This is a genomic window from Erythrobacter sp., assembly GCF_030066995.1.
Taxonomy (GTDB): Bacteria; Pseudomonadota; Alphaproteobacteria; order Sphingomonadales; family Sphingomonadaceae; genus Erythrobacter.
Map to the genome: position 1 here is coordinate 1,220,958 of NZ_JASJAP010000001.1, position 15,485 is coordinate 1,236,442.

The 15,485-nt window shown below is 63.0% G+C and carries 15 protein-coding genes; 11 read left to right on the forward strand and 4 right to left on the reverse strand.

Features of this window, described 5'->3' with window-relative positions; translation table 11 throughout:
• Positions 1 to 10 precede the first annotated feature (10 nt).
• From QNI87_RS05815 to QNI87_RS05845, 7 genes are all read left to right on the forward strand, one after another.
• Positions 11 to 967: an acyl-CoA thioester hydrolase/BAAT C-terminal domain-containing protein gene (locus QNI87_RS05815; RefSeq protein WP_300595167.1), complete on the forward strand. Its 957-nt coding sequence runs from the start codon at positions 11 to 13 to the stop codon at positions 965 to 967.
• Between the two features lie 15 nt (positions 968 to 982).
• A complete protein-coding gene (locus QNI87_RS05820) occupies positions 983 to 1,573 on the forward strand; it encodes a class I SAM-dependent methyltransferase (protein ID WP_300595169.1) in 591 nt (196 codons plus the stop codon).
• Positions 1,570 to 2,217, forward strand: a complete 648-nt coding sequence (locus QNI87_RS05825) for an MOSC domain-containing protein (RefSeq protein ID WP_300595171.1) — start codon at positions 1,570 to 1,572, stop codon at positions 2,215 to 2,217. The genes QNI87_RS05820 and QNI87_RS05825 overlap by 4 nt, the downstream gene beginning before the upstream one ends.
• Positions 2,218 to 2,349: 132 nt before the next feature.
• The gene (locus QNI87_RS05830) at positions 2,350 to 2,850 is read left to right on the forward strand and encodes a glycine zipper 2TM domain-containing protein (protein ID WP_300595330.1); all 501 of its coding nucleotides are present in this window, start codon (positions 2,350 to 2,352) and stop codon (positions 2,848 to 2,850) included.
• A 59-nt stretch (positions 2,851 to 2,909) separates the two neighbouring features.
• Complete coding sequence (locus tag QNI87_RS05835) at positions 2,910 to 3,683, forward strand: SDR family oxidoreductase (RefSeq protein WP_300595173.1); 774 nt, start codon at positions 2,910 to 2,912, stop codon at positions 3,681 to 3,683.
• Positions 3,680 to 4,378 carry a cytochrome b/b6 domain-containing protein gene (locus QNI87_RS05840; protein ID WP_300595175.1) on the forward strand — a complete coding sequence of 233 codons (699 nt, stop codon included), beginning with the start codon at positions 3,680 to 3,682 and terminating at the stop codon, positions 4,376 to 4,378. Before QNI87_RS05835 ends, QNI87_RS05840 begins: the two co-directional genes overlap by 4 nt.
• Positions 4,375 to 5,133 carry a molybdopterin-dependent oxidoreductase gene (locus QNI87_RS05845; protein ID WP_300595176.1) on the forward strand — a complete coding sequence of 253 codons (759 nt, stop codon included), beginning with the start codon at positions 4,375 to 4,377 and terminating at the stop codon, positions 5,131 to 5,133. The genes QNI87_RS05840 and QNI87_RS05845 overlap by 4 nt, the downstream gene beginning before the upstream one ends.
• Positions 5,134 to 5,139: 6 nt before the next feature.
• Here the strand turns inward: QNI87_RS05845 and QNI87_RS05850 are convergent, their stop codons facing one another.
• On the reverse strand, positions 5,140 to 5,577 hold the full coding sequence (locus QNI87_RS05850) for a DUF1801 domain-containing protein (protein ID WP_300595178.1): 438 nt from the start codon (positions 5,575 to 5,577) through the stop codon (positions 5,140 to 5,142).
• A gap of 86 nt (positions 5,578 to 5,663) precedes the next feature.
• Here QNI87_RS05850 and QNI87_RS05855 point away from each other — a divergent pair, with 86 nt between their 5' ends.
• Entirely contained in the window at positions 5,664 to 6,917 is a 1,254-nt protein-coding gene (locus tag QNI87_RS05855) for a cyclopropane-fatty-acyl-phospholipid synthase family protein (RefSeq protein WP_300595180.1), read from the forward strand.
• A gap of 22 nt (positions 6,918 to 6,939) precedes the next feature.
• On the opposite strand, the gene QNI87_RS05860 is transcribed toward QNI87_RS05855, so the two are convergent.
• Positions 6,940 to 8,313 carry an acyltransferase gene (locus QNI87_RS05860; protein WP_300595331.1) on the reverse strand — a complete coding sequence of 458 codons (1,374 nt, stop codon included), beginning with the start codon at positions 8,311 to 8,313 and terminating at the stop codon, positions 6,940 to 6,942.
• 183 nt (positions 8,314 to 8,496) lie between these two features.
• On the opposite strand from QNI87_RS05860, the gene QNI87_RS05865 reads away from it, so the two are divergent.
• The 3 genes from QNI87_RS05865 (at position 8,497) to QNI87_RS05875 (ending at position 12,590) form a co-directional block, all read left to right on the forward strand.
• Positions 8,497 to 9,609: a glycosyltransferase gene (locus tag QNI87_RS05865; protein WP_300595182.1), complete on the forward strand. Its 1,113-nt coding sequence runs from the start codon at positions 8,497 to 8,499 to the stop codon at positions 9,607 to 9,609.
• 84 nt (positions 9,610 to 9,693) lie between these two features.
• On the forward strand, positions 9,694 to 10,908 hold the full coding sequence (locus QNI87_RS05870) for an argininosuccinate synthase (protein ID WP_300595184.1): 1,215 nt from the start codon (positions 9,694 to 9,696) through the stop codon (positions 10,906 to 10,908).
• 995 nt (positions 10,909 to 11,903) lie between these two features.
• The gene (locus QNI87_RS05875; protein WP_300595186.1) at positions 11,904 to 12,590 is read left to right on the forward strand and encodes a septal ring lytic transglycosylase RlpA family protein; all 687 of its coding nucleotides are present in this window, start codon (positions 11,904 to 11,906) and stop codon (positions 12,588 to 12,590) included.
• On the opposite strand, the gene QNI87_RS05880 is transcribed toward QNI87_RS05875, so the two are convergent.
• A complete protein-coding gene (locus QNI87_RS05880) occupies positions 12,587 to 13,576 on the reverse strand; it encodes a hypothetical protein (RefSeq protein WP_300595188.1) in 990 nt (329 codons plus the stop codon). The two genes, QNI87_RS05875 and QNI87_RS05880, sit on opposite strands and share 4 nt — an antisense overlap.
• 1,225 nt (positions 13,577 to 14,801) lie before the next feature.
• Positions 14,802 to 15,248 (reverse strand): CARDB domain-containing protein, encoded by a 447-nt coding sequence (locus QNI87_RS05885; protein WP_300595190.1) that lies wholly within the window; start codon positions 15,246 to 15,248, stop codon positions 14,802 to 14,804.
• Positions 15,249 to 15,485 lie beyond the last annotated feature (237 nt).

Below are 15,485 nucleotides of genomic sequence, written 5' to 3' on the forward strand. Positions count from 1 at the left end.
GATATCTTGCATGAAACCCCTTCACTCACTCGCCGTTTTTGCGCTTATCATAGCTGCGCCGAGTCTCGCGGAACCGCGTTCTCCGGCGATCGAAAACGAGATTCTGGTTGGCGAGAGCCTCCCGGGCGCGTTCTACGCGACACCTGAAGGCAAAGGTCCGTTTCCCGCAATCATTCTCCTCGGCGGCAGCGAAGGAGGCGATAGGGGTGCGCGAAGTCTGGCACCGCAGTTCCTGGAAGCGGGATATGCGGTGCTCGGATTGCCCTATTATTCGCCCGCCTGGGGCGACCGACCGCAACAGTTTCCCGGCTTGCCCAGAGCCTTCGCCAACATTCCGGTCGAAATGGCTGGAAAGGCAAAGGATTGGCTCGCCGCCCGCCCAGACGTTCGCGGCGCCGATATTGCCATTTACGGCGTTTCGAAAGGCGCTGAGCTGGCTCTGCTCGCGGGGTCGAGGATTGATGGATTCGCCGCCATAGCCGCGATCGCGCCCAGTGACGTTGTTTGGGAGGGATGGGGCACTGGCGACGGCACCCGTCCCAGTTCCTTCAGCTGGCAGGGTGAGCCGCTGCCCTTCGTGCCCTATGAGGGGATGGAAGAGGAATTTGCCAATCCCACCGGTCCAAGCGGGCGCCCTCGCCTTCGCCTGCCGCACGACAAAGGGCGCAACGCCAATCCCGACAGAGCCGTCGCCGCGCGCATCGCCGTGGAGAGCATTGACGAGCCGGTGCTGGTCGCTGGCGGCGATGCCGATCTCGTCTGGAATTCGGGCGAAATGGCACAAGCCATTGCCGAGCGCCGCGCGGCCGCCAACCTGCCGACGGTCAGCCTTGTGTTCACCGATGCAGGGCACGCGCTCTCGGGCACCGGCGCGACAAACGAAAGGCGCGCAGAAGCCGATCTCGCGGCGCAGCGCAAGATCTGGCCCGCAACGCTGGAATTTATGGCGCGCCACCTCAAGGATTAGGCTATCAGCGCCGGGATGATCGATCCGGCCACATTCGATTTCTACACGACGCGCGCGCCGCACTACACCTACAGCAACGCGCAAAGCCATTCGCGCTCGCTCGACGCGTTCCTGGACCGACTGGACCCGCGTGCGAAGGTTCTCGAACTGGGCTGCGGCGGTGGGCAGGACTCCGCTCGCATGCGCGAGCGAGGATTCGCGATCGACGCGACCGACGGCGTGCCCGCCATGGTGAAGAAAGCGAACGAGCGCTTCGACCTTGGCGCTCGCACGATGCGCTTTGATGAACTGGCCGAGCGGGCGAAATACGACGCGGTGTGGGCCCACGCGACCCTATTGCATTGCCCGCGCGCCGAGCTGCCCGATGCCCTTGCGCGCGTGTTCCGCGCCCTGAAACCGGGTGGATGGCACTTTGCCAGCTACAAGCTTGGGACCGGCGAAGGGCGCGATTTGCTGGGCAGGTTGCACAACTTTCCCACGTCTGAATGGCTGCTGGATCGCTATCTGGAAGCGGGCTTTGCCCTAATCGACAGGCGAGTATATCCCGGCATGGGCTCCGACGGCACGCAGCGCGACTGGATCGACATCACAGTGAGGAAGCTATGAGGCGCACAATCGAAGCGATCTGCACCGGCACCGCGCGACCGTTCAACGGCGCTGAGACGAGCGCGATTGCCAAATATCCGCACGAAGGGACCGTGCAACTGCTCGAAGAGGGCTTTGCGCCCGACGAGCAGGCCGACCGGCGCGTGCATGGCGGTCCGCACAAGGCGGTGCACCTCTATCCGCTGGATCACCACGCGGTTTGGCGCGAGGAACTTCAGGACGAGAGCGCCCGCGCCTTTCTCGACGAACCGGGCGCGTTCGGTTCAAACCTCAGCGTGAGCGCAATCCGCGAGAGCGATGTCTTCATCGGCGACCGCTTTCGCCTCGGCACCGCTCTCGTCGAGCTAAGCCAGCCACGCCAGCCATGCTGGAAGGTCGATCATCGCTTCGGCGTCAAAGGCATGACCGCGCGGATCGTAAAAACGGGCCGCTCTGGCTGGTACTTTCGCGTGCTGGAGATCGGCGAGGTTCAGGCCGGCGACGCGCTTGAACGCGTGGAGGATGGCGACCGCGACTGGAGTGTCGCGCGGGTGTTCACCGCGCTCGTTCAGGGCAAGGCCAGCCGCGCAGAGTGGGAGGCGCTGGCAAGGCACCCACGGCTGTCTCCGGAAATGCAGGCCATGGCGGTAAGAAGGCTCGGCTAGGGCTCACATAATCGCACGAGGCGTTCGCTTCGTCCTTGATATGGGTTCTCCAACAGTCCGTTCATCTAGCGTTCCTTCAATATGAACATAATGAGCGTGTCAGATACGACCACTCAAGCAATGGAGCCCATGATGAAGACCCTTGTTCTGATTGCAGCCACCGGCTCTCTCGCCGCGCTTAGCGCTCCCGCCGGCGCCGCTGAGTTTCCAATTCCAGACGCGACGACGATGGCCGACGCGTTCCAGACCTCCGCTATCACATCACACACGGTTCGCTACGACGCGGATGACTGGGACGACGATGACTGGGACGAGGATCGCTGGGATGATGACAGTGATTGGGAAGACGGCCGACGCTATCGCCGGGGACGCGCCATTTACGACCGGCATGGTCGATACATCCAGCCCCGCCGTATAGGTCGCCGAGACCGGATCTGGCGGGGGCGCGATGGGCGTGTCTACTGTCGCCGCGACAACGGGACCACCGGCCTTGTGATCGGTGCGGGCGTTGGCGCGCTGCTGGGACGCACGATCGACACGCGCGGCGACCGAACGGTCGGTACGCTGCTTGGCGGCGCTCTGGGGGCTGTGCTTGGCCGAGAACTCGACCGCGGTGATTTGCGCTGCCGCTGATTTCTCCGAGGCCGGGATGGATTGAAGCGCGCCCGCACCACTGATACGGCGCGGGCGCAATGACACGTCCTGCCATTCTCGTTACCGGAGGCGCGACCCGGATCGGCGCAGCGATCACCCGAGGTTTCGCACAAGCGCAGTGGCACACTATCATTCATTATAACTCCAGCGCCGACGCGGCTGAGGCGCTTGCCGCCGATCTGCCCTCGGCCGAGACGGTCAAGTGCGACATCAGTGATGGCGACGCAGCCGAGGCGATGATTGAGAACCTCGCCGCACGCCTTTCCGATTGGCGCTGCCTCGTCAACTCAGCCTCGATCTTCGAGTATGACGATGCAACCAAACTCGATCCGGCGACGAACCTGTCGGCGATGCAGGTAAACGCGACCGCCCCCGCGCGCATGGCGCAGACCTTTCTGCGCAGCGCGAAAAGCGCGGCGACACGCAGTGTGATCCAGATCACCGACATGAAGCTCGCCAACCCGAACCCAGACTTTTTCAGCTACACGATGTCGAAGCACGCGCTTGCCTCGACAATCGCAATGCTGGCCAAACACTACGCAGATGATGAGAACGCGCGGGTCTATGGGCTCGCTCCGGGTGCCATTCTGGCCAGTTACGACCAGACCGAGGACGAAACCGATGTCTCGCACACGCTCAACCTGCTGAAGCGCAAGACCGGTGTGGAGGAGATTGTCGAGGCCGCGCTTTTTCTCGCGAGCGGAGCGGTCAAAAGCGGATCGAGCCTTTACATCGACAGCGGGCAGCACCTGCTCGATCAGCCGCGCGATGTGATCTATCTGGCGCGAGCGGCCGCGAAAGAGAGCCAATGACCTTGCGCCCGAAACCGCGCCACGCTCTCAGCACGAGGGTTTGGCACTGGATCAACGCCGCGGCTTTCGTGGTGCTGTTCATGTCGGGCCTCGGTATCTCGAACGCGCACCGATACCTCTACTGGGGTGATTATGGCTTCGACCCCGCAGACGCGTGGACGGCTGTTATGCGCTTTCCGAACTGGGCCACTCTGCCTCAGCGCTACAACCTCGCCGAGGCGCGCGACTGGCACAGCGCGGGCGCGTGGGTCTTCGCGCTCGCTTTGCTGGGGATATGGGTCGCCATGCTCGCCAACCGCCATTTCGCGCGCGACATCGCCGCGCCGCCCAGCGCTTGGTCCCCCGCCAATCTCTGGCGCGAGGTCACTGAGCACCTGAAAGGGCGTTTCGATCCAGAGGATGGAGGCAGATACAACACCTTGCAGAAACTGACCTATGGCGTGGTGTTCGGCTTCCTTTTGCCGCTGATGATTCTTACCGGTCTCGCGATCAGTCCGGGCTTCGAGCCCGCCGCACCGTGGATCGTCGAGATACTGGGCGGGCGACAGAGCGCGCGCTCGCTCCATTTCATCGCCGCCTTTGCTTTGTTCGCCTTCTTGGTGGTGCATCTCGTGATGGTGCTTGTGTCGGGTCCGATCCGTCAGATATGGGCCATGATTGCCGGAGGCCGCGCGCCTGAGGGAGCCAACGCGTGACCCGGATCGCCCGCCGCTCGCTTCTTGCCGGTATCGCTGCGCTGGGAACCGGGGCCTGCTCCAAAATCGACGGCTTTGCCACCAGCGAGACGGGTTCAGGTCTGTTTGACCTGGCCGAAGATTGGCACCTGACCGCGCATCGCACCCTCGCCGGTCGACAAGCGCTCGCGCCCGAATACGCGCCAGAAGACCGCTCGCCGAGCTTCAAGGGCAACGGCTCGCTCACCGTCGACAACCCGATCTACCGCGATCAGTTGGCCAAGGGCTTTCCCGATTGGCGTTTGTCGGTCAAAGGCCTTGTCGAGAACCCCTTGCGGCTCTCGCTCGACGAGTTGAAGGCCCTGCCCCAGCGCACGCAAATCACCCGCCATGACTGTGTCGAGGGTTGGAGCGCGATTGGCGAGTGGACCGGCCCACAGCTCTCAACGCTGCTCGATCGGGCCAAGGTCAGACCCGAGGCCAATTTCATCGTGTTTCGCTGCGCCGACGTTCTTTATGGCCGCCGCTACTATGAGAGCGTCGACATGGTGGACGCCTATCATCCCCAGACAATCATCGCACACTCCCTGAACGGCGCACCGATCCCGGAGAAGAACGGCGCACCGCTGCGCATGCGGATCGAGCGCCAACTGGGCTACAAGCACGCCAAGTATCTGACCGCGATTGAAGCCGTCGCCAGCTTTGACGAAATCGGCGCTGGCAAAGGCGGCTTTTGGGAAGATATCGGCAATTACCAATGGTACGCTGGTATCTGAACGCGCTCAGTCCGGATATTTGCGGTTCATGGCCTTCCAGCAAAGCCCGATGACCTGTTCGAGGACGTCGAGATCGATATCGGCGAGCTTGTTGACATAGACGCAGCTTGCCCCGGTCTTGTGCTTGCCCATCTTTTCAAGCAGCGCGTCGACTTTCCGGCCCGTCGCCTCGTCCACATACCGGCCCATGAAATAGAGCGAATGCCTGGCTTTGCGCGGGCTGAAGCCGGATCGCATACTGTCGCCTTCGCGCCCGCTATCGTACTTGTAGTGATATTGGCCAAAACCAATGATCGATGGCCCCCACATTTTCGCTGGCTCGCCAGTGACCCGCTCGAAGATCTCCAGCAACACCTGCGCATCCTCTCGCTTGGCCGCCGGTTCGACCCCGGCGATGAACTCCGCCACCGACGCCTGGGTTGGGACCGTCTTTGCATCAACCATGGTCTTTACCTCCCCTTCTGCGTCTGGTGTAACCGATTGAAGGGTCCAAGAGAACACGGTGGGAAGACAAGCGTGAGGACTGTGGAATGAGCAAAGGCCTTTTGAGGCGATTCCTCTCTGGCGGTGTCAAGCAGGGGCGGCTTGGGGTCGTCTACGCTGACGGAAGCTCGGACACCTTTGGCAAAGAGGCCGAGGGCTTTCCCGATATCATCGTGCGGTTTACCGACACACGCGTTCCGCGCGATATCATCATGGACCCCAGACTGGGCGCGGCCGAGGCTTTCATGGACGGGCGGCTGCTCATCGAAGAGGGCGATGTGATGGGTCTCGTCACTCTCCTGCGCGCCAACAGCAGATGGGAATTCGGAGGCCAGCTTGCCCCGCCCCGTTTGACTCGCCAGATCACCGACACGGCCGCCTGGCTTGCCGACCGGGTCAACACCGCGATCACAGCCAAGAAGAACGTCGCGCATCACTATGACATAGGCAACGACTTCTATGCCCTGATGCTCGACCCCGAGCACTGGCAGTATTCGTGCGCCTACTGGGACACAGGCCGCTATGGCGAAGACATGACTCTGGGCCAGGCGCAGCAGGCCAAGCTCGCGCACATCGCCAAGAAGCTTGCGATCAACCCTGGAAACAGCGTTCTTGATATCGGGTGCGGTTGGGGCGGCATGGCAATCTTCCTCGCCAAGACATACGGCGTGCACGTCACGGGGATAACCCTGTCCGAAGAGCAGCTTGCGCTGGCCCGCACGCGCGCCGAAGAGGCGGGAGTTGCCGACAGGATCCACTTTCAACTGGTTGATTATCGCGATCTCGCCGAGCGGTGCCGGGCAGACAATCACCAGTTTGACCGGATCGTCTCGGTCGGCATGTTCGAGCATGTTGGCCAACCGCAGTTTGACACCTTCTTTCAGGCGTGCGCCACCATGCTAGCATCCGATGGTGTCATGCTGCTGCACACGATCGGGCGCATGGGCGGTCCGGGTTCGACCGACGCCTTTACGCGCAAGTACATCTTCCCCGGTGGCTATATCCCCGCTCTCTCCGAGACCGTGGCCGCGAGCGAGAAAGTGCGCCTGATCGCGACCGATATCGAGACCCTCCGGCTTCATTACGCACGCACCCTGCGCGAGTGGTACGCCAATTGCCTCTCCAACAAGGACGCGATCATCGACATGTACGATGAGCGCTTTTTCCGGATGTGGACGTTCTACCTCGCCGGCGCAGCGACCGTCTTTGAAAGCGGCAGTATGTGCAACTACCAGATCCAGTATGCGCGCGACCGGCGCGCGCTCCCGCTCACACGCGACTACCTTTACCCCTCGTCGTAAAACGCTGGCGGACCAGAGCCAGTCAGGACGCGCTTCCGCCGGCGTGGTCACGCGTCGCCTGGCTCGGACGATAGATGGGACCAAAGCCAAGCAGCGCCGCGCCCAGGAGGGGCAAAGCGATCACCCACCAGCGAATCCCGGACAGACTGTCGGGACTGGCGATCGTGACGCCCGCCGTCGCACCCAGGCCGATGCAGATCGCGAGCACGCCGAATACGGCGCGCGCCTTGGGCACAGTGCGACCGCCGCGGATCGGGCCGAAGCTGCGCTCATGCCGAGCAAAGATCGCGATGAACGGAAGCAAGGCGGCAACATAGATCGCGATCCACAAGGGGCGCGAGGCCCACCAGGCGCCGGTGCCGGGGACCGAGTCCAGTCCGGCGCCACCCAGCACCAACCAGCAGACAGTCAGAACCAGCACAAACGCCGTGAGGTGCCACAGATAGACTGTCATGATCATGCCGTTCATGAGCACAGTGGCGGTCCACAGTCCCACTGACTTCAGCATCTTGCGGCCCATGGGCTCAAGCGCCAGCACCAGTCCGACCTGCGCCATGCCGAGCGCGAACAGGGCCAGAGTGGGTGGAAGCGAATTGGAAAAACCTCCGGGTGCGGACACCATCGAGACCGGATAGAACCCGTAGACCGTGATCGAGACCAGGATGGCAAGGCCGCCAGCAAACCAGGCCCAGGCAAGCCAGCGCCGGTCGAACTTCCCATCCTGCCAGGCAAAGCCCAATTGGTGGATCGCCAGGAATACCCAGAGGAAATTGGTGAAGTTCACATAGGGCACGCCTTGCGTGAAGGTCAGCCAATCGGTCAGCATTGCAAGCGGGACAAAGACCGCAAAGCTGAGCCAGCCAAACCGGTTCCAGGCGGCGTGCGTGACCGGCGTAAACGCGGTTACCAGAAGGTAGACTGCCAGGAACCACACCGGGATGAGCGCAGCCTCGGTCGCCATGCGGATCTGATCGCGCGGCAAGCCAACCTGCGTCATGATGACCGCCAGCGCCGCCCATAACAGCAGAACCGGGAAGGTCGGCGTGATCAGGCGCTGGACACGCGTTGCCAGCCAGTCGCGATAGACGCCTGTCTGGCTCGGTCGTCCCTCGGCCTGAGCCTTTCGCACGGTTGCTGCCCAGCTCACGGAGTTGGAATACCCCCCGACCAGAAAGAAGACCGGCATCACCTGAAAGCCCCAGGTCAACCAGTGAGTCCAGTCGGCGACCGTCAGCAAGTCTCCGCGCCGCAATTCGCCCACGCTGTCGACATACATGCCCGCCATCAGCCAGTGGCCGATTACCACCGCCATGATCGAGAGCGCTCTCAGGAAATCGACCCAGCGATTGCGCTCGGGCGGCGTCATCTCGGCCAGCTCGCGCGCTTTGCCCCACATACCCGACACTCGATCCCTCCTGCCCTATCCCGCTGCAAAATATCGGTTCTTTGCAGACGGGTTGCAAGTCTTGGCAGCCAAGTCTTTCGAAATTGCCAATAGTCTGCTCGCACTTAAGGCATAACTGGTCGAACCCAGAAGACCGGGTCGCCGCAGCTCTATTTGGCCTTTAGCGCTGATCGGGTGCCTTATGTTCATAGCATTTATCTCACTGGCGAGGAGAGTACGAGCGAGCTTCCATGGGCGATCGAGCGCAACATCGAATCGCTAGCCCACCATCATGCTGAGTTCGAGCCAAAGCTGTGGGATGACGTCAGCGGTCGACGCTTTATCGAGCAGCACTTCGACGCATCGGTGCTATATGCGTGGGATGAGCTTGTCCCGCTAGCCTACCGATCGGACCTGTTACGCTTCTGCCTACTATCAAAGCTGGGTGGGATTTATGCGGATGTATCGGTCCACTGCTTCGCCCCCTTGCTCAAGGCGCCCGAGGCGCCGGGTAAAGAAAGTGTCATCTTGTTCAGGGACATTTTCAATCGGGTACCTTGGATCATGAGCGTATCGCTCATGCACGCTCCGCCGGGTGTGGAATTGTTTGCCAATTGTGTTGATCGAATTGCTTCGAACGTTCGGGAGGGCTTTTATGGCACCAACGCGCTCTGCCCGACCGGGCCGAACTTGCTTGGGCGGGAAGCGGCAATCTGGGGAGGACTGGACCGGATCGATCTTGGCGACTGTGCTAGCATCATCCGGGGAGATGGGGGGCCGATAATCGGGCGCACTTTCATCGATGCGCCGGGTCGCTTGGTCGCAGTCGTGGCAAAATCGGGTACCGGCCTCGCTTCGCTGGGTGCCAAAAAGCAAAACAACTACAATACGTTTTACGACCGGCGAAAGATTTATCGGCGGCAACTCAGCGCACCGGACATATGGACAATATCGGACTATATGGAGCGTCAGATGCACAATGGCGCACCAAGCTCCTCTGAAGACGAACTTTCGTTCGACGCGGGATGCGCGCTCTATGGTCCTTACGTGACACTTGATGCGGGGCGTTACACCGCTCGTTTCGTGTTTGACGGGAAAGCGCCAAAAGGAGCCGATGTCGATGTCGTATCCGGACCGAAACAATTGAAAGAAGCCCAAGCACCACGGATCAGCGGCAATGCGCTGGAGTGTGATTTTGAGATTCACGAGCGCGAAACGTCGGTTGAGATCCGTCTGTTTCTCGACGCGCCTGACAGACTTGCATTCAAGTGTCTCGAACTGATCAGTCACACTGACGAAGCCGGCTGAGTGCTCAACACCAGCGCAAAGCAAGTTGCCCCCATGTGCGCAGCCTGATAGCGGGCGCCCACTTCGTCCTAAAGAGTTTGCACCATGTCCGGCATCAAGCGCGTTGTTCTTGCCTACTCCGGAGGTCTCGACACCTCTGTCATCGCCAAATGGCTGAGCGTTGAATGCGGGCTGGAGGTGGTCACCTTCACCGCTGACCTTGGCCAGGGCGAGGAGATCGAACCGGCCCGCGACAAGGCCCGCGCGATGGGCATTCCCGATGAACACATCTTCATCGAGGACCTGCGCGAAGAGTTCGTGCGCGACTTCGTCTTCCCCATGATGCGCGCCAACGCCCGTTATGAAGGCGACTATCTGCTGGGCACGTCGATCGCGCGCCCGCTCATCTCCAAACGTCTGGTTGAGATCGCGCGCGAAACCGGCGCGCACGCCATCGCTCACGGCGCGACCGGCAAGGGCAACGACCAGGTGCGTTTCGAACTTTCGGCCTACGCGCTCGATCCCGACATTACGGTGATTGCTCCGTGGCGCGAATGGGACCTCACCAGCCGCACCGCGCTTATCGCCTGGGCCGAAGCGCACCAGATCAAGGTCCCGCAGGACAAGCGGGGCGACGCGCCGTTTTCGACCGACGCCAACCTCTTGCACACCTCGTCGGAAGGCAAGGTGCTCGAGGATCCCTGGCAAGAGACGCCCGACTACGTCTATTCGCGCACCGATCATCCCGAGGACGCGCCGGACCAACCGGAATACATCGAGATCGGCTTTGAACGAGGCGACGGCGTGTCGCTCAACGGCGAGGCGATGAGCCCGGCAACCCTGCTCAGCTCTCTGAACGATCTTGGGCGCAAACACGGCATCGGGCGGCTCGACCTCGTTGAGAACCGCTTTGTGGGCATGAAGAGCCGCGGCATGTACGAGACGCCCGGCGGCGAGATCTACGCCCGCGCGCATCGCGGGATCGAACAGATTACCCTGGACCGGGGCGCCGCGCACCTCAAAGACGAGCTGATGCCGAAATACGCTGAGCTCATCTACAACGGCTTCTGGTTCGCCCCGGAGCGCGAGATGCTCCAGGCCGCGATCGATCACAGCCAAGAGAAGGTGACCGGCACCGTGCGCCTGAAACTCTACAAGGGTCTGGCAAGCGTGGTCGGTCGCGCATCGCCGCATTCGCTCTATTCCGAGGCGCATGTCACCTTCGAAGACGATGCGGGCGCCTATGATCAGGAAGACGCAGCCGGCTTCATCAAGCTGAACGCGCTGCGACTGCGCTTGCTGGCTCAACGCGATCGTTAACGCCGCCGAGAAATCGACCGGCGCGAGTCGGAGTGCCCGAGTCGCGTCATGCGCATTCACATGAAGCTGAGTCGCGAAATTTTCATAAAGACCGACTTGCCAGTCCGAACCATTGAAAACGAACGAGTGTGCATCGGGTTCCCCGGAAGAAGCACTCAAAGCGATGAACCGTTGAGTTGTCCACCGCTGTCCACAGATGATCGGGGGAAAAGTGGATAAGTGGCACTTGCCACCCTTGCCGAGACGGGGATTCGGGCGCAATTTGATCATGTCTTCGGGACGGAAGACGCCGACGCCAAGAACCGCAAGGCTCTGATACGAAAGCGTTTTCTAAACCTTAGACCGCGTTGGCAGCTGTCCACGCGCTGATCGAGAGACGTCATGCCAAGGGTCTCGGCCCGAAGCAAGGCGGATCGTTTGAGAGATGTGCGAAGTACTGACAACGCGAAAGACTGCGAGCCTGGTTCGCGATCGAGGGCGTGTGGAAGGGCAACCCGAAGCCGACCGTTTGAGATCGAGAGCCGCATAGGTGAACAGTCTCGGCTTCGCGGAAGCGAGCGAAGCGCCCGAGCTTGGCTTTGGCCAGGTGGAGGCGTAGGCCTCGCGGAAACGGGACCGGATGCCGGCGCGAGCGCCGGTGACGAAGCCAGACGCGGAAAGGCACCCTTCGGGGTGTGCCAAAGAGATGAACCTTCGGGTTCGACTTGGAGGATCGACCGCGAACGGCATGAGACATCGGACGCCAAGCGTGTCTTTGTTGAGGGTGCAAGATCGGCTTGCTGATCGAACACGCAAAGCGGGATGCCCACGCGTCGGTGAGAGTGGGGTCGGCAGCAATGCCGGCCCCATTTGCTTTGGGCCTCTCGCCGACCCGCGCCATCGCCTCTCCTCCACCCCGTCCCCATGCGCGCTGCGCGACCGACCGGTTTGCCCGCAGGCCGCTGCGCGCCGAGCGGGCTTGGCCTTGGCGCCTGGGAGCGGCTATAGCGGCGCGCATGGAGGGGACCGAGGGTATCGAACACCGGCCAAAGCGCCTGGCCGCCTTGCAGCCTGTGCGCCCGCGCACCCTCACCGCGCCGCCCCCGGCCCGGTCCCTTCCGCGCGCACGCCGCCGCAGCCCGGCCCGCATCGCCCTTACCGCCGCGCTCGGTCTCGCCCTCGCCCTCCCCGCCGCGCAAGCGCCCACGCCCGCATTCGCCCTTGCCGAGCCCGACGACGCGCCCAGCCGCGACGATGCCGCGCTCGAGGCTTCGGCATCCGGCCCTGCCCCTTCCGCCTTTGCCGCGCAGTTCCGGCCCTACGCCGCCGCGCCTCTGCCCATCGAGGCCGCCCCGGGCGCCGTCGACCTCGCCACTATCGAGCCCCCGCGCGGCCCCACCGTCCTGCGCTCGCTGGGCACCGGCGTTGCCTCCTATTACGGCAAGCGCTTTCACGGGCGCCGCACCGCCAACGGCGAGCGGTTCGACATGAACGCGATGACCGCCGCGCACAAGACGCTCCCCTTTGGCACCCATGTGCGCGTCACCAATCGCCGCAACGGCAAGAGCGTTACCGTGCGCATCAACGATCGCGGCCCCTTCATCCGGGGGCGCACGATCGACCTCAGCCGCGCCGCCGCGCGCGAGATCGGCCTCATCCAGAGCGGCCACGCGCGCGTGACGATGGAGGTGGTGGAGCCTTAGGGCGCCGCGCCCCCAGCCGTCTGCGATCCGCCCGGCGCACGCCCGCCATCCCCGCAAACGACCTCCCACCACCGCGCCTCGCCCGCTTCGAAGGCGGCGAGCTGCGCCTGCTCAACCTCTCCCGCATCGCGATCCTCGCTCGCCAGTTGGTGCGGTTTGAGAGCCCCCTCGGGCCGGGCCGCCTCCATCGCGCGCAAGCGCCGTTCGACCGGCGGCAGCGCCTCCTCCCCTTTCCCTCTGGCCCCATTCCTACAGGATGGAACAGGTGGAACACGGTCCTGGGGTTCAAATTTCCGTTCGTGCTGAGCTTGTCGAAGCCCTGCATCTTCCTTGGCACCTCGCGCTGAAGAGAAGGGCGCCCGTTCGCGCTGCGCGCCCTCTTCTGGTCCGGCAAGCTCAGGGCGAACGGTGGGAGTCATGGAATCCTCCAGCGACACCCCCTCCTCCAACCGTTCGATCGCCTCGTCGAGCAGCGGGAGCGCCTCCGCCACCTCCTCGCGCTCTTCGAGCCGGTCGAGCCGCGCGAGATGCGCGAGCAACAGGCGACTGTCATAGCGCTTGCGCCGCGCGACCTCCTCCCCATGATAAAACACCGCCTCCTCCACCCCGTTGATCGCCCGGTCGGCCAGCGTCGCCTCGGCGTGCGCCCGCGCCGCCACCAGCGCCGCATCCCAGGCGAGCGCAAAACCCGCCGAGCGCCGCCGCGCGCGATAGGCCGTCTGCGCCGAGACCGAGGCCGAGCGGCACGCCAGCCGGACATTGCCGAAAAGCTGAAGCGACTTGAGGAACACTGCCTGGCGATTGTCGGTGAGGATGGTGTACCTCGCCCTTTCAGCAGAAGTGGGAACTGGCTCTGCGCCCGGAGAGGGCGACAAAGAAACACTCTGGGACGAGGTGGCGGTGGTGTCGGTGAAGGTTTCCGTGCGCTCGTGATCTTCTGCGAAGGCCGGAGCCTGGGGCAGAATGGCGGGAGGCTGATGGGTCATGATGCGTGGTCCTGTGCGGGGAGAAAGACCGCTCAGGCTAGGCAATTGGGGCGATGTAGGAAAATGCGCTCTCTCCGCTCGCCCAGAGCTTGTCGAAGGGCTGCACTTCCTTCGGACGCAACGCTGGTGAAGAAGAAGTACTGTGCTTCGAAGTCGAAGACAGCCAAAGGCCACCAGCTCAGGATGAGCGGTTTTCTTTTATCACCCCGTCACCCCGGCGGAGGCCGGGATCCAGAACCACAAGGCGCTGCGCCAAGCAGCCCCGGACCCCGGCCTCCGCCGGGGTGACGAAACTGGACAGCGGGGCGGCGGGGTTCACGCAGAGCCGACAGAGGAATTAGCCCCTCCCCCCGTTCGCCCTCAGCCTGTCGAAGGGCGCGGCTGCGCGTCGCCACGTCAGCGGCTTCGTAACGGAGCACGCACCGCACGCTCTTCTGCGAAAGCAGGAGCGCAGCGCCGCAGCCACGAAGCGCCCCCTACCCCTCCCCCGTTTGCCCTGAGCCTGTCGAAGGGCACGCTCGAGCGGAGCCGAGAGTGCACAAAGGTTCTCGGCAAGCTCGAACCATTGCTTCGACAAGCTCAGCACGAACGGAGTTGGTTCATGATCCCGTCACCAAAGTGGAAACCGATACTCGCCCAGCAGGAGCAGCTCACCCGCGAGCGTGGCGGGCGAGGATTTTGCGGTTGGTCTGAGGGCGCTCCCTGATGCGCCCGGCATCGACATGACGCTGCCACTCGGCCCAAGCGTTGCGTGCCTCGTTGTCTCTATTGTGAAAGTTATTGGCACGCCCAAGGCGAATGCCAGCGTCCCCGTTCCGCATTCTCACCCTCGGGGTATCCGCCGGAGCGATCGGGCGCGTCGTCTCCTATTCCCAATACGGCGAGCCGCCGACCGAAAAAGAGGCCGAGATGGGTCTTGAACCGGTCATTCCGCTGCTGATCGCCTGCCAATGGTGGCGCGCGCGAGGCGGAGCAAGGTGCCCAATAGCAAGCGGTCTAGCGCCAAGCGTCCTCCCCGCGCACGGCGCCCTCACGTCACCGTCATTGCGAGCCGCGAAGCGGCCCGGCGAGTCGAAGACGTGCATCGCACAATCCAGTGCGTATCGCGCGGTGCTTGGCATTACCTGTGTGGATTGCCGCGTCGGCTTCGCCTCCTCGCAATGACAAGATGGGACCACGCAGTTGCCCTGCACCACCGGGCGCTGCGGCGCGTCATGGCCAATTCTCAGCCGATGCAGAAGAATCCGATCTCGTTGTTTGCCGTGTCGGTCTCGGCAACGTTTGCCGCTACCCGCACCACAACATTGTAGTCGCCGGCCGGGACCGTGTCCGGCGCGGTCATGGTCCGCTCCTCGCTCGCGCCGGCTGCCAGCGATTCAATGGGCGGCGTTGCGGTGGTTGGCGTTGCGTCGCCGACCTGCATGGTGACGGTCACCTCGCTGCTTACATCCACTGTGCCCTGATTGGTGACCCGCACGCGGATTTCATCCAGGCGTCGGCACAACGCCCCGTTCTCGGTGTTGTCGATGAATTCGGGGACGAGGTCGATGTCCTGCCGGGGAACAACGACTTCGTCCTTGCCCTCAAGATCGTCTTCATCGATTGTTGGTCGGTCGGGCGGACAAGCCGAAAGAGCCAAAGCAATTGGCAGAACAAGCGCAGCGCGTTTCATAGAGGCCTCCCAAGACTCGCGCGACCCAGCCAAATCATAGCACAGTGTTCGGTTCGAGGGTAATTTGCTCCCGGAATGGACAGAGCGCGGGGTGCTCTTGAAGGCAACCGGATTACGCCGCCGCCTCCCGCGCAGCGCCGCTCTCCTTCTCCAGCATCGGCCCTTCGACCTAGCCCGCGAGAGCCTTCAAATACCGCCCCGGAAACGAGCGCTGCTCCTGCGCCACGTCCTCCGGCG